The 19,379-nt window shown below is 62.7% G+C and carries 15 protein-coding genes; 11 read left to right on the top strand and 4 right to left on the bottom strand.

Going from position 1 to position 19,379, the window contains the following annotated elements; translation table 11 throughout:
- Nucleotides 1-88 precede the first annotated feature (88 nt).
- Entirely contained in the window at nucleotides 89-1,312 is a 1,224-nt protein-coding gene (gene hmpA, locus ACFSKT_RS28765; RefSeq protein WP_377719191.1) for an NO-inducible flavohemoprotein, read from the top strand.
- Nucleotides 1,313-1,393: 81 nt separating this feature from the next.
- On the opposite strand, the gene ACFSKT_RS28770 is transcribed toward hmpA, so the two are convergent.
- Both ACFSKT_RS28770 and ACFSKT_RS28775 read right to left on the bottom strand, forming a co-directional pair.
- A complete protein-coding gene (locus ACFSKT_RS28770; protein WP_377719192.1) occupies nucleotides 1,394-1,912 on the bottom strand; it encodes a Crp/Fnr family transcriptional regulator in 519 nt (172 codons plus the stop codon).
- A 21-nt stretch (nucleotides 1,913-1,933) separates the two neighbouring features.
- Nucleotides 1,934-2,461 carry a hypothetical protein gene (locus tag ACFSKT_RS28775; RefSeq protein ID WP_377719193.1) on the bottom strand — a complete coding sequence of 176 codons (528 nt, stop codon included), beginning with the start codon at nucleotides 2,459-2,461 and terminating at the stop codon, nucleotides 1,934-1,936.
- 371 nt (nucleotides 2,462-2,832) lie between these two features.
- On the opposite strand from ACFSKT_RS28775, the gene ACFSKT_RS28780 reads away from it, so the two are divergent.
- The 8 genes from ACFSKT_RS28780 (at nucleotide 2,833) to ACFSKT_RS28815 (ending at nucleotide 11,486) form a co-directional block, all read left to right on the top strand.
- Nucleotides 2,833-3,876, top strand: coding sequence for an ABC transporter ATP-binding protein (locus tag ACFSKT_RS28780; RefSeq protein ID WP_377719194.1), 1,044 nt, complete (start codon nucleotides 2,833-2,835; stop codon nucleotides 3,874-3,876).
- Nucleotides 3,876-5,621 (top strand): putative 2-aminoethylphosphonate ABC transporter permease subunit, encoded by a 1,746-nt coding sequence (locus ACFSKT_RS28785; RefSeq protein ID WP_377719195.1) that lies wholly within the window; start codon nucleotides 3,876-3,878, stop codon nucleotides 5,619-5,621. Before ACFSKT_RS28780 ends, ACFSKT_RS28785 begins: the two co-directional genes overlap by 1 nt.
- A 107-nt stretch (nucleotides 5,622-5,728) precedes the next feature.
- Entirely contained in the window at nucleotides 5,729-6,529 is an 801-nt protein-coding gene (phnX, locus tag ACFSKT_RS28790) for a phosphonoacetaldehyde hydrolase (protein WP_377719196.1), read from the top strand.
- Nucleotides 6,526-7,698, top strand: coding sequence for a 2-aminoethylphosphonate--pyruvate transaminase (phnW, locus tag ACFSKT_RS28795; protein ID WP_377719197.1), 1,173 nt, complete (start codon nucleotides 6,526-6,528; stop codon nucleotides 7,696-7,698). Before phnX ends, phnW begins: the two co-directional genes overlap by 4 nt.
- A 35-nt stretch (nucleotides 7,699-7,733) precedes the next feature.
- Nucleotides 7,734-8,903, top strand: coding sequence for a saccharopine dehydrogenase family protein (locus ACFSKT_RS28800; RefSeq protein ID WP_377719198.1), 1,170 nt, complete (start codon nucleotides 7,734-7,736; stop codon nucleotides 8,901-8,903).
- Nucleotides 8,904-8,939: 36 nt separating this feature from the next.
- Nucleotides 8,940-9,740, top strand: a complete 801-nt coding sequence (locus tag ACFSKT_RS28805) for a DeoR/GlpR family DNA-binding transcription regulator (protein ID WP_377719199.1) — start codon at nucleotides 8,940-8,942, stop codon at nucleotides 9,738-9,740.
- Nucleotides 9,741-9,855: 115 nt separating this feature from the next.
- A complete protein-coding gene (locus ACFSKT_RS28810; RefSeq protein ID WP_377719200.1) occupies nucleotides 9,856-10,989 on the top strand; it encodes a putative 2-aminoethylphosphonate ABC transporter substrate-binding protein in 1,134 nt (377 codons plus the stop codon).
- A gap of 110 nt (nucleotides 10,990-11,099) precedes the next feature.
- On the top strand, nucleotides 11,100-11,486 hold the full coding sequence (locus ACFSKT_RS28815) for a YuzC family spore coat inner layer protein (protein ID WP_377719201.1): 387 nt from the start codon (nucleotides 11,100-11,102) through the stop codon (nucleotides 11,484-11,486).
- Nucleotides 11,487-11,686: 200 nt separating this feature from the next.
- On the opposite strand, the gene ACFSKT_RS28820 is transcribed toward ACFSKT_RS28815, so the two are convergent.
- Together ACFSKT_RS28820 and ACFSKT_RS28825 are read right to left on the bottom strand one after the other, a co-directional pair.
- Nucleotides 11,687-12,925: a sugar phosphate nucleotidyltransferase gene (locus ACFSKT_RS28820; protein WP_377719202.1), complete on the bottom strand. Its 1,239-nt coding sequence runs from the start codon at nucleotides 12,923-12,925 to the stop codon at nucleotides 11,687-11,689.
- Nucleotides 12,926-13,187: 262 nt separating this feature from the next.
- Nucleotides 13,188-14,933, bottom strand: a complete 1,746-nt coding sequence (locus ACFSKT_RS28825) for an alpha-glycosidase (RefSeq protein ID WP_377719203.1) — start codon at nucleotides 14,931-14,933, stop codon at nucleotides 13,188-13,190.
- Between the two features lie 307 nt (nucleotides 14,934-15,240).
- Between ACFSKT_RS28825 and ACFSKT_RS28830 the strand changes: the two genes are divergently transcribed.
- Together ACFSKT_RS28830 and ACFSKT_RS28835 are read left to right on the top strand one after the other, a co-directional pair.
- Nucleotides 15,241-15,573, top strand: coding sequence for a YflT domain-containing protein (locus ACFSKT_RS28830; RefSeq protein WP_377719204.1), 333 nt, complete (start codon nucleotides 15,241-15,243; stop codon nucleotides 15,571-15,573).
- 112 nt (nucleotides 15,574-15,685) lie between these two features.
- Nucleotides 15,686-19,378: a response regulator gene (locus tag ACFSKT_RS28835; RefSeq protein ID WP_377719205.1), complete on the top strand. Its 3,693-nt coding sequence runs from the start codon at nucleotides 15,686-15,688 to the stop codon at nucleotides 19,376-19,378.
- Nucleotide 19,379: the final 1 nt, after the last annotated feature.

Genomic DNA, 19,379 nt, shown 5'->3' on the forward strand with positions numbered 1-19,379 from the left:
CACTCCATGTGATTTGAATCACAGGTTTGATCGCTTCGACCCGTTACAATGATGACATATCCAATAGGGGAAGAAAGAGGGAATGCGCATGCTTAGCGAAAAGACGATCGCCATCATCAAATCGACTGTCCCGGTACTCGAGGTACACGGCACCGCCATTACGACTCGTTTCTATCAACAGATGTTTGCCGCTCACCCCGAGCTGCTGAACATTTTCAACCACGCCAATCAAAAGCAGGGCCGCCAGCAGACCGCGCTCGCCAATGCCGTCTACGCCGCCGCCGTCCACATCGACCGCTTGGAAGCGATTCTGCCCGTCGTCAAACAAATCGCCCACAAGCACCGCAGTCTCGGCGTCAAAGCGGAACATTACCCGATCGTCGGCCAGCATCTGCTCGGGGCGATCAAAGACGTGCTCGGCGACGCCGCGACGGATGAGATTCTAGGCGCTTGGGGAGAAGCTTACGGCGTCATCGCCGACGCCTTCATCGGCGTCGAAGCGGAGATGTACGCGCAGGCTGAGCAGCAAGCGGGCGGCTGGGTCGACTTCAAGCCGTTCAAGGTCGTGCGCAAACAGGCCGAGAGCAGCGTCATGACCTCCTTCTATCTGGAACCGGCGGACGGCTCGCGTCCGGCGGCCTTCGCGCCCGGCCAATATGTCAGCGTCAAGCTGACCGTGCCGGGCGAGACGTACACGCACATCCGCCAGTACAGCCTCTCCGGAGAGCCGGGGCAAAGCGCGTACCGCATTACGGTCAAACGCGAGGATGGCGGCGCCGGGCAGCCGGACGGCATCGTCTCCAACTTTTTGCACGAGCGCTTGAACGAAGGGGATACGGTGGAGCTGTCCGCGCCGGCGGGCAACTTCACCTTAGCCGCCTCGGAGGGTGATGGACCGGTTGTGCTCATTAGCGCCGGATCCGGCATTACGCCGATGATCGGCATGCTGCACCAGCTGAAGCGCCAAGGACGGCCGGCGGTCTTCATCCACTCTTCGCCGAACAGCGCGGCGCACGCGTTCCGCGAGGAAGTGCGGCAGCTGGCGGAGGATGGAAGCGGCATCGACGTCCGTTATGCGTACACGCGTCCGAGCGACGAAGATCGCGCCGCCGGAGACGGCGCCGCGCATCTCGGTCGCATCGACGAGGCGTGGCTCCGCGCCGCGCTCCCGCAGGAAGCGGCAGATTGCTATATTTGCGGACCGGCCGAATTTATCAAGCATGTATACCGCGGCCTGAAAGCGAACGGCGTGCCGCCGGAGCGCATCCATTATGAGTTCTTCGGGCCGGCCGCCAGCGTGGACGGGGACTAGGCCGGAGGCGCTTAGGGAGAAGTCGTCTCGGACAAAAGAAACAACTCTTGGTTCACCGCGAGACAAAAAAAGCCGCAAGCATCACGCATTTCGTGACGCTTGCGGCTTCTTCGCGCGCAGCAGCCGGTTCACCGTCTCGCGGCGAAGACCGAGCAGCTGGCCGATCTCTTCTTGCGTGAGCAGGTCGCCGAGCGGCGTGTCCTGCACGTAGGCGCCGAACCACTCCTGCAGCCGGGCCAGCTTCTCCGCCGGCTCCAGCGCCGTCAGCTGGTCGATGCGCTGCTGCATCATCCGCAGCTTCGCCTGGAGCAGGAGCGCCGCCTCCCGGTAGCGGGCCGGGTCACGCTCCATTGCGCCATACCATTCGTCCGGCGGGATCACAGTCACCTCGCAGGTCGTCAGCGCGATGGCCGTGCCGTGATATTCTTTGGGGCTGATCAGCGAATGGTGGGGGATCACTTCGCCGGGCGTAAGCAGGTTGAAAATGAACGCGCTGCCGTCCGGGTGGAGACGCACGACCTTGAGCAGGCCGCTCTCGATCCGAAACAGCGGCCCCTCTTCGCCTTGCCGAAACAGCGATTCGCCTTTGTAAAGCCGCATACCCACTCGCTCCCCGCCGGCCTAGTCGAACAGGCCTTTAATAAAATTGAACACGTCCGCGGTGAACGGCAGGATGCCGAAGCCGTGCTCGCCGATCGCCACCCCGCCGTAGGCGGTTTCGCCGATCGCCACCGCCCCGAGCACTTGCTTGCCGATGGCGACCGCCCCCAGCGCCTGCTCCCCGATCGCGACCGCGCCGATGGCGTATTTCCCGATGGCGACCGCCCCTGCCGCCAGTTCGCCAATGGCGACCGCGCCGCCCGCCAGGCTGGAGATGGCGACCGCCCCCAGTCCCAGCACCCAGCCGAGCGCCACCGCGCCGAAGGCGAGCACGCCGACGCTGACGCCGCCGAGGGCGATCAGCCCGACCGCCACGTCGCCGATCGCGATCAGCCCGACGGCCACTTTGCGCCGGCCGCCCCGCATGCCGCCCAGCCGAATGCGCACGACCGGGAATCCCGTCGCCGGCCATTGATAGTCGATCTCCTGCCCGTCGTTCCACGGTCCGCCATACCGTTTGAACCTGCTCAAACGCCCCCACTGAAACATGCGCGCGCCACCCTCTCGTCAATCCATTTATTCATATTGTAATCCTTATGCGCCGGTCAGCCAATCATACTGCGCACGGATTTTGGCCTCCGTCTCCAGACGGAGCTCCCCCAACGCCAACTAAAATCAACAAAAACCAATAAAACAAAATAAAACACACAATCTTAATATGAGGTTGACGCTCGTTTTACATTTCCCGCCTACACTGAGTTTGTACAACCAAGACATCAACGACCAAACGCAACCTAACACACAATCGATCATTCGCTCTTTAGGCCATTGAAGATGTATCGCCCCTGCCGGTCAAGTCCTTCCCGCCGACGGCGGGGCTTAAAACACAACTCACTCCAAAGGAGGTCGCAAGCGCGCATATGGATTCCCTCACGCTTGAAGGCATACGCAAACGGTTCGGCGCGTTCGAAGCGCTCAAGGACGTCACGCTGACGATTCCCAAAGGCAAGTTCACGTGTCTGCTCGGCCCGAGCGGCTGCGGCAAAACGACGATGCTGCGCATTATCGCCGGCCTTGAGCAGCCCGATCTAGGCGCCGTCCGGCTCGGCAGCCGGGACCTGACCCCGCTCCCGCCGTCGAAGCGCAACTTCGGCATCGTGTTCCAATCGTACGCGCTGTTCCCGAATCTGACCGCCGGCGCCAACATTGCCTACGGGCTGAAAGGCAAGCTGCCCCGCGCCCAAGTCAAAGCCAAGGTACGCGAGATGCTGGAGCTGGTCGGCCTGCCGGATATTCACGACCGCTACCCGGCCCAGCTGTCGGGCGGCCAGCAGCAGCGCGTGGCGCTCGCGCGGGCGGTGGCGCTCTCTCCGGAGGTGCTGCTGCTCGACGAGCCGCTCTCCGCGCTCGACGCCAAGGTGCGCGTCCATCTGCGCGAGCAGCTGTGCCTGCTGCAGGAGAGGCTCGGCATTACGACCGTCATGGTCACGCACGATCAGGAGGAGGCGCTGACGATGGCCGACCACGTCGTCGTCATGGACCAAGGACGCGTCGCGCAGACGGGCACGCCCGAAGAGATTTACGAGCGCCCCCGCACGCCGTTCGTCGCCGACTTCATCGGCGCGATCAACTTCATCCCGGATGGCGGTGCGGCAGGCGGCGTACAGGCGGTGCGGCCGGAGCAGATCAAGCCGCTCGGCCCGCTCGAGTCGCCGGAGGCCGGCTGCGCCGTGCTCGCCGGCACGGTCGCACACGCCGAATTCCGCGGCGCGTATTACCGGGTCAGCCTGCTGCCCGAGCACGCCTTGGCGAACGCGGCGCCGGTGCTGGTCGACGTGCCCGCCCAGCTCGCGCGCCAGCTGAACCTGACGCGCAGCGCGCCGCTTCGGCTGCAGCTGCCGGCCGGCGGGCCGCTCCGCTACCCGGCCGAGGCGCTGGTCGCGCCAGGAAGGCGGTCCTCCTGATGCCCGATCTCGAAGCCGCCGCTTACCGCCCGTCCGGCACCGCGGCAGCCCAGCGCCATCGCCGCCGATGGGGACGCGCCGAATGGCTGCAGGCGATCCTGCTTCTGCTGCTGCTGCTCGGGATGACGGTGCTGGTCGCGCTGCCGCTCGCCGCGCTGTTCCGTCAGGCCTTCCTGACGCCGGAGGGCGAATTCGCCGGACTGTCCTATATCCGGGCGTATCTGGAATCGCCGGCCTTGCTGCAATCGCTGGGCAATACGGCATTCATTTCGTTCATGACGACCGTGATTGCCGTGCCGCTCGCCTTCCTGCTGGCCTACGCGCTGGCGCGCACGGACATCCGGGGCAAATCCGTCTACAAAGCGATGGCGCTGCTCCCGCTGTTCGCGCCGACCATGATGCACGGCATCGCGCTCGTCTACTTGTTCGGGAACCAGGGAGCGATCTCCACCGGCTTGTTCGGCTGGCTGCCGTTCGAGCTGCGCATTCCGCTGTACGGCAAGGTCGGCATTATCATGGCGGAGGTCATTTATACGTTCCCGCAAGCGTTCCTGATCTTATCGGCCGCGCTCGCCATTAGCGATTACCGGCTGTACGAGGCATCCGAGACGCTCGGGGCGGGCAAGCTCCGCCAGCTGCTCACGGTCACGCTGCCTTCGGTCAAATACGGACTGATCAGCGCCGTTATCGTGTGCGCCACGCTCAGCTTCACCGACTTCGGCGCGCCGAAGGTCGTCGGCGGCCCCTACAACGTGCTGGCGACCGACATGTTCAAGCAGGTCATCGGCCAGCAGAACATGGCGCTGGGCGCCGTCGTCAGCATCGTGCTCTCGCTGCCCGCCGTCGCGGCATTCATCATCGACCGCATGGTGGCGCGCAGACAGCAAGCTTACGTCACCTCGCGTTCCACGCCGTATGCGGTACGTCCGGGACGACTGCGCAACGCGCTCGCCCATTCGTACGCGTCGCTGATCGCGCTGGTCATGCTGCTGCTGCTCGGCGCGGTCGTCATGGCATCGCTCGTGAAGGCGTGGCCGTATAACTTGTCGCTCACGCTGGCCAAGTACCAGTTCGCCGACGCGGCGGCAGGCGGACTCGCCCCGTTCTGGAACAGCGTCCGGATGGCGGCCTGGACCGCGCTTGCCGGCACGTTCGTCACGTTCGCCGCCGCGTACATGATCGAGAACATTCGGATACTGCGCGCGCTCCGCCAAGCCAGCTACTTCCTGGCGATCGTGCCGCTGGCGCTGCCGGGCCTTGCCATCGGGCTCGCGTACATCTTCTTCTTTAATGACCCGGCGAATCCGCTGCACGTCCTGTACGGTACGATGGCCGTGCTCGTGCTGGCGAACGTGGCGCACTTCTACTCGGTGCCGTTCATGACGGCGACGACGTCGCTCAAGATGATGGACAAGGAGTTCGCCCACGTTTCCGCTTCGCTGAACGTCTCTTGGCCGCGGTTCTTCGTCCGCGTCGCGCTGCCGCTATCGCTGCCGGCGATTCTGGAGATGCTGGTGTATTTCTTCGTGAACGCCATGGTCACCGTTTCGGCCGTCATTTTCCTATACGGGGCCGACCTGAAGCTCGCCTCCGTCGCCATCGTCAGTATGGACGACGCCGGGGACACGGCCAAAGCCGCCGCCATGTCGGTGCTCATCGTCGCCGCCAACCTGCTGGCGCGGCTAGCCTACGAAGGCGTCTCGGCGCTGCTGCGCAAGCGGACCTCGGGGTGGCGCAGCCGATAACCGCACCCCGCCGCAAGCTTCTCCGGTGGCTAGGTCGCAGCATGTGACGATTTGCAATCCTGCTTTTGCTCAACTCACGCACACCGAAATTCGAGGAGGAACTCACCATGATAAAAGCTGTCATGCTAGATTGGGCCGGTACGATGGTCGACTACGGAAGCTTCGCGCCGGTCGCCGCGTTCCGCAAACTGTTCGAGGAGCGCGATATCGCCGTCTCCGACGCCGATATCCGCAAGCCGATGGGCCGGATGAAAATCGACCATCTGCGCGATATTTGCGCCCAGCCGGCGGTGCAAGACGCCTGGATCGGCCGATACGGCGCGCCAGCCAGCGAGGCCGACGTGCAGGAGCTGTATGCTTCCTTCGAACCGGCGCTCATGTCGATCGTCCGCGAATTCGCCGAGCCGGTGCCGGGCGCGCTCGCCCTGGTCGACCGTCTGCGCGCGGCGGGCATCAAGATCGGCACGACGACCGGCTACACCCGGCCGATGATGGACCTGCTTATGCCCGAGGCGGCGCGCCGCGGCTATGCGCCGGACTCGTCCGTCACGCCGGACGAGACGCCGGGCGGCGGCCGCCCGCATCCGTGGATGCTGCTGCGCAATGCCGAAGCGCTCCGCGTCTATCCGATGCACGCGGTCGTCAAATGCGGCGACACGGAAGCCGACATGCAGGAAGGCCGCGCGGCGGGCGTCTGGACCGTAGGCGTCGTCTTCGGCGGCAACGAGCTCGGCCTGTCGCAGGCGGAGACCGCGTCGCTGGAAGAAGGCGAACGCGGGCGTCTGTTCAACGACATCGCGGAGCGACTGACCGCTGCCGGCGCGCACTACGTTATCCGCGAGATCGGCGAGCTGGACGGCTTGTTCCCGGCCATCGAAGCCCGTCTGGCCAAGGGGGAGCGCCCATGAGCCAGCAGCCTGCCTCCGCGGTCGTCCCTCAAGAGGACGCGGCGTTAACCATCCAGAACCCGTACCTGCTGCTCACGCCCGGCCCGCTCAGCACGACCGCATCCGTGAAGGGCGCCATGCTCCGCGACTGGTGCACATGGGATAAAGAATACAACGCGCTCGTTCAATCGATTCGCAGCCGTCTAACGGCGCTCGCCGCCCCATCCGATCCGTCGCCGTACACGGCGGTGCTCATGCAGGGCAGCGGCACGTTCAGCGTCGAGGCGACGATCGGCACGGCGCTCCCGCGCCAAGGCGGCAAGCTCGCCGTGCTGACGAACGGCGCCTACGGCGACCGCATCGTTCAGATCGCGGGACGCCTCGGCATCGACCATACGGCCGTCGCGTTCGGCGAGGTGGCGCAGGCCGACCCGCGCGCGCTCGACGCGGCGCTGGCGGCCGATCCGGCCATTACGCACGTCGCGCTCGTCCACTGCGAGACGACGACGGGCATCCTGAACCCGCTCGAGGAGATCGCCGCCGTCGTCAAGCGCCGCGGTCTCGTCTTCATCGTCGACGCGATGAGCAGCTTCGGCGGCGTGCCGCTCGACATGGCGGCGCTCGATATCGACTGGCTCATCAGCAGCAGCAACAAATGCATCCAGGGCGTGCCCGGCTTCGGCTTCGTCCTCGTCAAGCGCGACGTCATCGAGACATGCGGCGACAACGCCCGCTCGCTGTCGCTCGACCTGTACGACCAATGGCTCACGATGGAGCAGCAGGGCGGCAAATGGCGCTATACCTCGCCGACGCACGTCGTCCGCGCGTTCGACCAGGCATTGATCGAGCTTGCGGAAGAAGGCGGCATCGAAGCGCGCCACCGCCGCTACGCGGATAATCAGCGCGCGCTCGCCGCGGGCATGGCCCAGGCCGGCTTCGCGCCGCTCCTGCCCGCTTCGTGGCAATCGCCGATCATCACGGCGTTCCGTTACCCGGAGCGAGGCAGCTTCGACTTCGCCTCTTTCTACAGCGACTTGAAAGCCGAGGGTTTCGTCATCTACCCGGGCAAAATTTCGGCCGCCGACACGTTCCGGATCGGCAGCATCGGCGACGTGCGGCCAGCCGACATGGCGCGTCTGACGCAAGCTGTGCAGCGCCGCATGAACCAAGCAAGCCGCACGCGGACGTAACCGTTCACCATTTTCCGAGAGGGGCATATCGATCCATGAACGTATTCTGTCTAGGCGGCGCGGGCCGCATCTGCCGCGAAGCGGTGCTCGATCTCGTACAGTATTCCGAATTCGAACGCATTACGATCGGCGATTTCAATATAGAAGAGGCGCAGCGCGTCGCGGATGAACTGAACGATCCGCGCGTCGACGCCGTGCGGGTGAACGTGCGCGATCATGACGCGACCGTCGCCCAGCTGCGCGGCTACGATATCGTCATGGACGGCACGACCATCACGCTGAACGGCCTGTCCACCGCCTGCATCGCCGAAGCCGGCTGCCACGGCATCAACTTGAACGGCTTTGGCGACGAGGACCGCAGCCAGGACGGCTTCGTCCGCCACGGACGCACCTGCCTGCCCGGCTTCGGCATGACGCCGGGCGTCACGCAGATGATGGCGATGCACGCGGCCAATCAGCTGGACGAGGTGCGCGAGGTGCGCGTCAGCCACGGCTCCTACCGCCCGATCGCCTTCTCGAAGTCGATCGCCGAGACGACGACCTACGAATACGATCCGCAGCTGCCGGGACGCGTCGTGTACGAGAACGGCGCCTTCCTGCAAGTGCCGCCGTTCGCCCGCCCCCGCGAGATCCGGCTGCCCGAGCCTTACGGCACGGCGGTGCAGTACATCATCCCCCACGCCGAGACGCGGACGCTGGCGGCGGCGCTTGAGGCCAAGGGCGTGCGCCTGATCGAGGTGCGCGGCACGTGGCCGCAGCAGAATATGCGCTTGGTGCGCGCCTTGTACGAATACGGATTCATGCGCAATGACACGATTACGGTCGGCGATACGCAGATCGGCATCATGGACGCGATCGGCGCCTACCTGTGCGAAGCGCCGGAAGGCCGCGCGACCGAGCTCTACGGCTACGCGCTCCACGTCGAAGTGACCGGTATCGCCGGCGGTCGCCTCATGCGACACACGCTAACCCATACGCATCCGAGCTCGGACGGCTCTATACCGGGCTGGGAAGGGCTGCGAGCTTATACCCGCAACGTCGGCATTCCGCTGGCGATTGCGACCGAGCTGATCGCCAAAGGCGAGACGCTGTGCGCGGACCGTCCGGGCATCGTGACGCCGGAGGAGGCGTTCAAGCCGCGGGTTATTTTCGAAGCGCTGCGCAAGCGGGATATTCATATCCACGAGACGATCGAGTCGTTGTAGAGGCCTCCCCATTAATTGAGATAGGAGCGAGAAGCCATGTCCTTAGCGGGAGAAGAACGCAAACAAGTCATCTTGAACCTGCTGCAGCTGCAGGGCAAGGTGCGCACGCCGGAGCTCGTCGCCACGCTGGAGGTGTCCTCCGAGACGGTGCGCCGGTACTTGGAGGAGCTCGAGGGCGAATCGAAGCTGAAGCGCGTCTACGGCGGCGCGGTCAAAATCAACGTCGAACGCGAGGAGCCGGCCTACGTCCAGCGCGAAGTGCTGCAGGCGGAGGAGAAACGGCGCATCGGCCACGCGGCCGCGTCGCTCATCCAGGACCGGGAGACGATCGTGCTCGACGACGGCACCACGACGCTGAAGATGATCGACACGCTCGTCATGCGCAAAGGGCTGACCGTGCTCGTGACGAGCGTCCATACGCTTAATCTGCTGATCGGCTACCGCAATCGCGGCGTGTTCGACGGGGACGTCGTGCTGATCGGCGGGCGCGTCAACACGAAGCATTACCGCACCTCCGGTTCGCTCGCCATCCACTTCATGAGCCATTTTCACGTGGACAAAGCGTTCCTCGTCGCCGACGGCTTGCAGATCGACGGCGGCGTCACCGCCTACGAGGACGAGCGCGCCATGCTGTCCCGCACGTTCATGAAGCACGCCAAGCAATCGATCGTGCTCGCCGATCATACGAAGATCGGCACGAACCATTACTGCCGCATCGCCGGCCTCGAAGAGGTGGATATCGTCGTCAGCGACGTCGCCCCGCCGAAGGAATGGCATGCCCGGCTGGAAGAGAAGGACATCCATTGGATCGTCGCATCCCCGCTGACACCACAATGAACAACAACTTAAACACAAATGAATACAATTTATTAACGTGTATTTTACCTTAATTTAAAGAACCAACCTTAAAGTAGAAATGGTGAGGAATAACAATTCATGGGGAGCGAAATCAATGAAAAAACGTGGTTTGACCGCACTGCTGCTGCTGATCGTCCTAATCGCGCTGACTGCCTGCGGAAGCACGGCCAATAACGCCGGAAACAACGGCAGCGAGGGCAGCTCGGCCGCCGGAGAAGCCAACGGCGCAGCGGCGAACGCGGGCGGCGCCAATGCCGGCGTCGACGCGGAGAGCAAGGAATTGACGATTTACACCGCGCTCGAGGATGATCAGATCGAGGCTTACCTGGCGACTTGGAAAGCCCAGCATCCGGACGTGAAGCTGAACATCGTGCGCGATTCGACCGGCATCATCACGGCGAAGCTGCTCGCGGAGAAGGACAACCCGCAAGCCGACGTCGTCTGGGGCACGGCCGCGACGAGCCTGCTCGTCCTGGACCAGAACGGCATGATCGAGCCCTATTCGCCGAAGGGCATCGAGCGCGTGAACGCGTCGTTCAAGGACAGCGCGGATCCGGCGCACTGGGTGGGCATCGACGCCTGGGAGACGGCGATCGCGATCAATACGGTCGAACTCGAGAAGAAAGGCATCGCCATCCCGCAATCCTACGAGGATCTGCTGAAGCCGGAGTATAAAGGACTCATCACGATGCCGAATCCCGCTTCGTCCGGCACAGGCTTCCTGACGGTATCCGGTCTCGTGCAGCTGAAAGGCGCCGACGCGGCATGGGCTTACTTGGACAAGCTGCACGATAATATCGGCATGTACACGCACTCGGGCTCTAAGCCGGCCAAGATGGCGGGCACGGGCGAATATCCGATCGGCATCTCGTTCGGCTACCGCGCCATCAAGGAGAAGAGCGGCGGCTCGCCGGTCGAAGTCGTGTTCCCGGCAGAAGGCTCCGGCTGGGACGTCGAGGCGAACGCGCTCGTGAAGAAGGACGCGATCAAGCAGGTCGCCAAAGACTTCCTCGACTGGGCGATTACAGACGACGCGATGAAGGCATACAACAAGAACTACGCGATCATCGCGGTGGGCGGCGAAGGCGCGGCGATTCCGGAAGGCTATACGAAAAACCCGCTGGACCAGCTGATCCAATACGATCTGCAGCAGGCGGCAAAAGACCGCGACGCGATTCTCGCCGAGTGGACGAAACGGTACGACGGCAAGAGCGAGCCGAAATCGTAAGGTTCGGGGCATAAGACCGAGGCACGCCGCGATCCGGCCATGCACGCCTCCGCGGCCGCCTACATACCATGGGGTAGCAAAACGAATCCCAACGTAATGGCGGTGCTGACGTGTATAATTATCGTTCCTCTTATCTTCATTATCCTTACGGCCAGGCATATCCGGAATATCCGGCGACTCCCTCTTACGCTTCGGTCCATTCGGCCGGCGTCCGGGCGTTTCCCCAGGTCGACACGAAAATTTTCGAAGCGTCGGTCAGCAGCTTCTCCAAGTTGATGAGCGACGGTTCCTTGCTGCTGAAGAAGCTCAGCGACCCCGGGTTCGCGCATCAGCTGATGAGCGCCTCGCAAGAAGGCAAGCAAGATACGGTGGACAGCATGCTGAAGGGCGTCGGATCCGGCACGCCGATCCAGACGACCTACACCCCTTCGGGGGTTACGTTCACGCTCGAGGCCGAGGGCTGCTCGCTGCGCATGTCGCTCCGCTGGGGCTTCTAATGAACAACCGTCAACAGACACCTTTCGCAGTCGGCGAACGGTGTCTGTTCGACGTTGTGAAGCCGCTCCGATGCTGCGGATATCGCTTTCGCCGGACGCCGCCGCGGAGGACCTCGCCTATTGGACGCGACCAAAGGCAAAAGAGCTTCCGCCTGCCGCAATCGGCCGGTCGGAAGCTCTTCTCCCGTTCCCTTGCATGGTTATGCCTTCTCCCACGATACGTTGGTCGCACCGGCACCCGCAAAAGCGGATCCGTTGACGTCGTACATCGATTTCGGCAGCATGAGCGGCCATTTGCGGTAGAGCGGGTTGCCCGCCACGCGCTCCCCCGCCGCGATGACGACGATGTCGCCGTCCGGGCTGCCGATGACCGCGCCGTCCTCGATAACCGCGCCTTCGCCGATGATCGCGCGGGTAATCCGCACCTGCCGCCCGATGCGCGCCCCCGGCATGACGATGCCTTCGCGAACCTCCGTCCCGCGGCCGATCGCCACCCCGCCGAACACGACGGAACGCTCCAGATCGCCCTCGACGGAGCTGCCCTCATGGACGTAGGACGTCAAAATATCCGCGTGCGGGCTAACATACGAGCGGAACCCCGGCTTGCGATCGCGCGTGGCGATCGGCCAAGCTTCGCAGGAGGCGTCCAGTGTGCCGTCGAGAATATCCATATGCGCTTCCCACAGGCTATCGATGGTGCCGACGTCGCGCCAGTAGCCGTCGAATGCGTAGGCCTCCAAATGCTCGCCGGCCTCGAGCATGCGCGGAATGATGTCTTTGCCGAAATCGTGGCTCGACTGCTTGTCGGCGCAATCGGCCAGCAGCACGTCGCGCAGATCCGCCCAGCGGAATATGTAAATGCCCATCGAGGCGAGGTTGCTCTGCGCCTTGGCCGGCTTTTCCACGAACGAGGTGATGCGTCCCTTGCCGTCCGCGTTCATGATGCCGAAGCGGCTCGTCTCCTTCCATGGCACGCGCTTCACCGCGATGGTCGCGGCCGCGCCGGACGTCTTGTGCGCTTCCAGCAGCTCGCGGTAATCCATATGGTAAATATGGTCGCCGGAGAGAACGATGACATGCTCCGGCGCCTTGGCGTCGATAAAATCGATATTCTGGCAGATCGCGTCCGCCGTGCCCGTATACTCCTCGCGGCCGATGCGCGACGACGGCAGCAGGGCGATGTCCATTTCCCGGCCGTCGCTAGTTTGACGCCAAGAGGAGCCGTCTCCGATATGGGCATGAAGCGATTCTGCTTTATATTGGGTCAGCACGCCGATCGTCGAAATCCCCGAGTTCACGCAATTGCTGAGCGTATAATCGATAATGCGGCACCGCCCGCCGAAAGGGACGGCAGGTTTGGCCAGATGCGTCGTCAGCGGAGCCAGTCTGCGGCCCTCGCCCCCGGCAAGAAGCATAGCGATGCATTCGTTCGTATTCATGTTACTGTTCCTCCCGACGTGTTTGGTATAACGTTTATACACCTCCCCCCAAGGCTTGAAACCCGCGCCGGACTTACAAAAAAATAATGCGGGCCGCCTCGTTCGAAGCTGATTCAGAAGCCTGAAAAAGTGGTAAATGGAACGATTTGGTTCTTTTTGCCTCATGCTATTATGCCGTACCAAGAGGGGCTTGGAACGCGCTCGCGCTACAACAAAAGAGGGCTAGGCTGATCAGCCTAGCCCTCTTCCCTCCCGCCCCCGCTTACAGCTTCCGCATCATAATCCGGTACCCGTACGGGTCCAGCTTGATCGTCTGAACGCCGTCCTCGACCGGTACGTGCTCGCCGGTCAGCGCGTCCTCCCAGTCGTCGGTCTCCAGCGGATGCTCCATGTGCGTCTCCTCGGGCGTGTTATTCATCCAGATGATGAAATGCTCGCCTTCCCCGAGCCGCTCGTAGATCACGCGCGAGTCGCCCTCGTCGGCCTTCAGGAAGCGGAAGCGCCCGCTGCGCAGCACCGGATGCGACTTGCGCAGGTCGATCAGCAGCTTGTAGAAGTCATGCAGGTCGCGGTCCTGCCGCTCTTCGTCCCACACCATGCACTGCCGGCAATCCGGGTCGCCGCCGCCCTTCAGCCCCACCTCGTCGCCGTAAAAAATACAAGGCGTCCCGATATACGTCAGCAGGTATACGACGGCCAGCTTCAGCCGGCGCTTGTCCTCTCCGGCGCGGGTCAGCACGCGCGGCGTGTCGTGGCTCGAGAGGAGGTTGAAGATGACCTCGTTCGTCTGCTGCGGATACCGCATGAGCAGGTTGTTCATCTGCTCGGCGAACGTGCGTCCGTCGAAGGCGTCTTCGGCGAAGAAGCCGAGCACCTTGTCCGCGAACGGATAGTTCATGACCGAGTCGAATTGGTCGCCGAGCAGCCATGGGCGGGATTCGCTCCACACCTCGCCGATGATGTAGGCGTCCGGCTTGATCTCCTTCACCGTCTTGCGGAAATCCCGCCAGAAATGGTGGTCGATCTCATTGGCGACGTCCAGCCGCCAACCGTCGATATCGGCTTCCCGAATCCACGTCGCCGCGACGTCCAGCAGATACGCCTTCACCTCGGGGTTGGCGGTATTGAGCTTCGGCATATTGCCGTAGAAGCCGAATGTATCGTAAGTCGGCACGCCGTCGCGAACCTCGGGCGGGAATTCGCGGATGTGGAACCAGTCCGCGTATTTCGATTGCTCGCCCTTCTGCAGCACGTCCTGGAAGGGCGGGAATTGCTCGCTCGTATGGTTGAACACCGCGTCCAGCACGACCCGGATGCCTCGATCGTGGCACTCGCGCACCAGCTTCTTCAGCATCGCCGTATCGCCGAAATGCGGGTCGATCTTCATGTAGTTCACCGTGTCGTACTTGTGGTTGGACGGCGCCTCGAAGATCGGCGTCAGGTAGATCGCGGTCGCGCCAAGATCGGTCAGATGATCAAGACGCTCCAGAATACCCTGCAGATCCCCGCCGAATAAGCTCTCCCGCGTCGGCTCTCCGCCCCAATCGCATACGCCCTCCGGGCTGATGCTCGGATCCCCGTTCTCGAACCGGTCGGGCATGATCTGGTAGAATACCGCTTCCTTCGCCCACTCCGGCGCCGTGAAAATATCGATTTCATGTATGTACGGAAATTCGTAATAGCCGCCCGGCGGCTCCGGCTGATCCGGTCCGATGCCGGATTCGGTCATGAATACCGTCTCGTCGCCGGCCCGCATGCGGAACCCGTAGGAGAACCGCTTGTATTTGGGCTTGACCGCCGCTTCCCAATAGTCGAAAAAGTGGTCGTAAGCAATTTTCTCCATCCGGACGTCCTCGTGACAGCCTTCCCAGTCGTACTTGTCGCCCGTGACGGCCGTGACCTCTTCGACATCGTCCCGCTTCGTCTGCACGCGCAGATGAATCGTATCCTTGTCGTAAGCATACGCCCAGTTGCTCCGCGGCGAATGATGAAAGCACTCCCATTGCATGCGCATCTCTCCTCTGCGTGATGAAAAACCGCTGCTTCTCCTTGTGCAAGCGCCGCACGGCGTCCCCGCGCAAGCAGCCGGCGGTGGAAAAGCGGCTTATGTTTAGTACACACTTACACCCTCGTCCGGCGGCCTGAATCGGGTGCGCGGCAACATGCAAGGCGGCGCCGATTTGACGATAGGAGCTTGTTTCAAGCCGCATGCAGCCGGGTATATGACCATAGGCCCACAAGCGGCGGCGATACCATCGAAGCCAGATGGCTATCCCGCACCAACAAACCTACAGTTAAAAGCGGAGGGATGGACGATGCAGCAAACACCGAACGTTCAAATCGTAACGACGGCGATGGATGCCCTGCACGCGGTCCGGGATCTAAACCGCCGAGGCTTCCGTCAGGACAACATTTACGTGATGGCGCACGACCGGGACGAGACCAAGACGCTGGCCGACGCCACCGACGCGAATGAAATCGGCATGGCCGAGGAAGGCGCGTTCACGTCCATGGCGAACGTATTCCGCTCCAGAGGCGACGAAATCCGCGCCAAGCTTCAAGCGATCGGCATCCCCGAATCGGAGGCCGAGCGTTACGAGGAAGAGCTCGATCAAGGCCGACTGCTAGTCATTACGAACGTACAATAACGAAGAACGTATCTACCATAGTGCGAACGGTCGCAAACCCCCTCGGGTCGGCGGCCTGTTCGCACGTGCGCATTTATATTTCAACCAAAAAGGACGCAGGTGAGCGAACGACGTGAAGACAAAGACGAGGTTATCCATCAGTTTCATTGCGATCATTCTGCTGCTCGGTTTCTTGAGCATGACCGGGCTGAACAACGTGACGCGCATGGGGGAAAAGCTGGACGAGGTATACGACAATCGCTACCAGAAGCTCGTGCTCGCTTTTGAATTGAAAGGCTACGTCCAGAATACGGCGAAGGGCTTGGTCAACATCCTGACGATGCCGACGGCCGCCAATCTCATCAAGAACGAGGCGCTGCTCGTCGACGAACCGGCCGCGGCGCGCGAACGAATCGCCCAGCTCCGCGACATCGTCACGAACGACATCCGGCAGACGCTGTTCGCGGACGTCAACCGCACCGTGGAGAATTTCTTCAGCTATGAAAAGCAGGTCATCGAGCTCGTTCGGCAGGGCAAGAGCCAAGAGGCGATCGCGCTGCGCGAGAAGGAAGGCCTCCAGTTCCAGAACGAGGCGATCGCCGCCATCGACGCATTGACCAATTATCAGCGCAGCGCGATGGACGAAGCCGTCGACTCCGCCCGCCAGGCCAACACCGAAGCGCGCGCCGTCCTGATCACCGCCTCCATCGTCGGTCTGTTCCTGGGCATCTTGACGATGCTGTGGAATTTGACCGGCGTCACCAAGGGGTTGAACAACCTGACGATACTGATTCACGCCTATGCGCAAGGCACGCTCGACCGGAACGTCCGCAAGCGGACGGAGACCGGCGACGAATTCGGCACGGTGGCCCGAGCCTTCAATGCGCTCGCCGACGATCTCGAGGAGAAGACGGCGGCGGAGCTTGCCTACAACCGCAAGATCGAGGACGAAGCCTGGATCAAGACCAATCTGGCGAACGTCTCCGTCCTCCTGCAGAACGAACAGAACCTGGAGCCGCTCTGCAAAACCTTCATCGAGCAGCTCATTCCGATCACGGGCGCGACCTACGGCGGCCTCTACATCCGCGAAGGACTCGGCGACGAGAACCGGCTGAAGCTGACGGGCGCCTATGCCCCGCATGATCCGGAGCTGTTCGAGCAATCGTTCGCGTTCGGGCAAGGACTCGTCGGCCAATGCGCCGTCTCGCAGGAGACGATTCAGCTGGACGATCTGCCGGCTTCCCATGTCAAGGTCATGACCGGCCTGGGCGAGACGAGTCCGCTTCATCTGCTGCTCGTCCCGGTCATGTACCAAGGCCGCCTGCTCGGCGTCGCGGAGATCGCTTCGTTCGAAGCGTTCGACCCGCGCCAGCGCGAGCTGTTGCATGAGCTGGCCACGGCGCTCGGCATTATTCTGAATAACCTGTTCGGCCGCATGCGAATCGAGGAGCTGCTGCGCGAGTCGCAGGCGCTTAGCGAGGAGATGCAGGTGCAGTCCGAAGAGCTGATGAGCCAGCAGGAAGAGCTGCGCCGCTCCAACGACCGGCTGGAGGAGCAGACCCGCGCGCTCAAGAAATCCGAGGAGCAGCTGCAGTCACAGCAGGAGGAGCTGGAGCAGACCAACGACGAGCTGCTGCAGAAGACCCACCTGCTCGAGCTGCAGATGCGCCAGACCGAGCAGAAGAACGAGCAGATCGAGAAGACGAAGAACGCGCTCGAGAAGCAGACCGTCCAGCTCGCGCTCGCGTCCAAATACAAGTCCGAGTTCCTCGCGAACATGTCTCACGAGCTTCGCACCCCGCTCAACTCGATGCTCATTCTGTCGCAGATGCTGATGGACAACAAGGAGCGCAATTTGACCGGCAAGCAGATCGAGTTCGCCACGACGATTCATTCCGCCGGCGGCGACCTGCTTAAGCTGATCGACGAGATTCTCGACCTGTCCAAGATCGGCGCGGGCAAAATGAACCTCGTCACCGAGCACGTGCCGGTCGCGGACATTTTGTCGTCCATGCGCCGCAGTTTCACCCCGGTCGGCCAGCAGAAGGAGCTTAGCTTCGAGGTGCAGATCGCGCCGGATATGCCGAAGGAAATCTATACGGATAGCCACCGGGTGAAGCAGGTGCTCAAGAATCTATTGTCCAACGCCTTCAAGTTCACGCATCGAGGCGGCGTCGTGCTTGCGGCGCGTCTGGCGACGGCGGAGGAAGCCGCCGGGCTTGGCAAAGCGCACGACGCCGGACGGATGATCGCCTTCGACGTGCGCGATACGGGCATCGGGATCGCACCGGATAAGCAGGATATTATTTTCGAAGCGTTCCAGCAGGTCGACGGCACGACCAGCCGCGTCTACGGCGGCACGGGCCTGGGCCTTGCGATCAGCCGGGACATGTCCGGCCTGCTCGGCGGCGGCATCACGCTCGAGAGCGCCGAAGGCAAGGGCAGCACGTTCACGCTGCTGCTGCCCGAGTACCACGTCGCCGACCCGCTCCGGGCGACCGAGCGCGAAGGGGCCGCGGCGGTCCTCGCCGACGCCATCCTGCCTAGCGCGGCGGCGCTGCTCGCCGCCCCTTCCACGGAGGCGTCCCCGCCGGCGCCCCCGGCGCCGCCGGAAGAGCGCGTCGCCGACGACCGGGAAGCGATCGGCCCGGAAGACCGCGTCGTGCTGATCGTCGAGGACGACGCCAACTTCGCCCGCGTCCTGCTCGATATCGCGCGCGGCCGCGGCTTCAAAGGCATCGTCGCCCTGCAGGGCGACCACGGCGTGGCCAACGCCAAGACGTATAAACCGGATGCGATCCTGCTCGACATCATGCTGCCGGTCATGGATGGCTGGTCGGTGCTGCATCACCTGAAGCACGACCCGGATACGCGCCATATTCCGGTTCACGTCATCTCCATGATGGACGACGTCCAGCAAGGGCTGTCGATGGGCGCCATCGCGTACTTGAAGAAGCCGGCCGCCAAGGAGAAGCTCGACCACCTGTTCGGCCAGATCGAATCGTTCCTCGAACGGGATCTGAAGCATCTGCTCGTCGTCGAGGACGATTACGCGCAGCGCACCAGCATCATGGAGCTGATCGGGCACGACGACGTCGTCATCAAGGCCGTCTCGACCGGCAAGGCCGCGCTCGAGGAGCTGTCCGCCCAGCATTACGACTGCATGGTCCTGGATCTGGGACTGCCGGACATCTCCGGCTTCGCCCTGCTCGACGCGATTCGCCGCAACGAGAGTCTGCGCGATCTGCCGATCATCATCTATACCGGCCGCGAATTGGAGAAAAAGGAAGAACTCCAGTTGAAGAAATACGCGGAAACGATCATTATTAAAGACGTGAAGTCCCCCGAGCGGCTGCTCGACGAAACGACGCTGTTCCTGCACCGGGTCGTCGCCGACCTGCCCGAAGACAAGCGCAACGTGCTGCGCCAGCTGCACAGCGTGGAAGCGATCTTCGAAGGCAAGGACATCCTGATCGTCGACGACGATATTCGCAACGTGTTTGCGTTATCGAGCGCGCTTGAAGGGTATAAGATGAATATAAGCTTTGCCGAGAACGGACGAGAGGCGCTCGAGGCGCTGGAGAAGAATCCGGAGACGCAGCTCATTCTGATGGACATGATGATGCCGGACATGGACGGGTACGAGACGATGCGGCACATCCGCGCCAACCCGGCCTTCGAGAAGCTGCCGATTATCGCCATCACGGCCAAAGCAATGAAAGAAGACCGCGACAAATGCATCGAGGCCGGCGCGTCCGACTATATCGCCAAGCCGGTCAATATTGATCAACTGCTGTCATTGATGAGGGTGTGGTTATATAAATAAC

The sequence above is a fragment of the Paenibacillus xanthanilyticus genome (genome assembly GCF_042682185.1).
GTDB classification, from domain to species: domain Bacteria; phylum Bacillota; class Bacilli; order Paenibacillales; family Paenibacillaceae; genus Paenibacillus_Z; species Paenibacillus_Z xanthanilyticus.

Excerpts from the sequence above, each read along its gene's own strand:
- ACFSKT_RS28810 (WP_377719200.1), top strand. The coding sequence starts at position 9,856 with ATGAAAAAACGTGGTTTGACCGCACTGCTGCTGCTGATCGTCCTAATC.
- ACFSKT_RS28780 (WP_377719194.1), top strand. The coding sequence starts at position 2,833 with ATGGATTCCCTCACGCTTGAAGGCATACGCAAACGGTTCGGCGCGTTC.
- ACFSKT_RS28770 (WP_377719192.1), bottom strand. The coding sequence starts at position 1,912 with ATGCGGCTTTACAAAGGCGAATCGCTGTTTCGGCAAGGCGAAGAGGGG.
- phnX (WP_377719196.1), top strand. The coding sequence starts at position 5,729 with ATGATAAAAGCTGTCATGCTAGATTGGGCCGGTACGATGGTCGACTAC.
- ACFSKT_RS28775 (WP_377719193.1), bottom strand. The coding sequence starts at position 2,461 with ATGTTTCAGTGGGGGCGTTTGAGCAGGTTCAAACGGTATGGCGGACCG.
- ACFSKT_RS28785 (WP_377719195.1), top strand. The coding sequence starts at position 3,876 with ATGCCCGATCTCGAAGCCGCCGCTTACCGCCCGTCCGGCACCGCGGCA.
- ACFSKT_RS28800 (WP_377719198.1), top strand. The coding sequence starts at position 7,734 with ATGAACGTATTCTGTCTAGGCGGCGCGGGCCGCATCTGCCGCGAAGCG.
- ACFSKT_RS28825 (WP_377719203.1), bottom strand. The coding sequence starts at position 14,933 with ATGCAATGGGAGTGCTTTCATCATTCGCCGCGGAGCAACTGGGCGTAT.
- ACFSKT_RS28830 (WP_377719204.1), top strand. The coding sequence starts at position 15,241 with ATGCAGCAAACACCGAACGTTCAAATCGTAACGACGGCGATGGATGCC.
- ACFSKT_RS28805 (WP_377719199.1), top strand. The coding sequence starts at position 8,940 with ATGTCCTTAGCGGGAGAAGAACGCAAACAAGTCATCTTGAACCTGCTG.
- hmpA (WP_377719191.1), top strand. The coding sequence starts at position 89 with ATGCTTAGCGAAAAGACGATCGCCATCATCAAATCGACTGTCCCGGTA.
- ACFSKT_RS28820 (WP_377719202.1), bottom strand. The coding sequence starts at position 12,925 with ATGAATACGAACGAATGCATCGCTATGCTTCTTGCCGGGGGCGAGGGC.
- phnW (WP_377719197.1), top strand. The coding sequence starts at position 6,526 with ATGAGCCAGCAGCCTGCCTCCGCGGTCGTCCCTCAAGAGGACGCGGCG.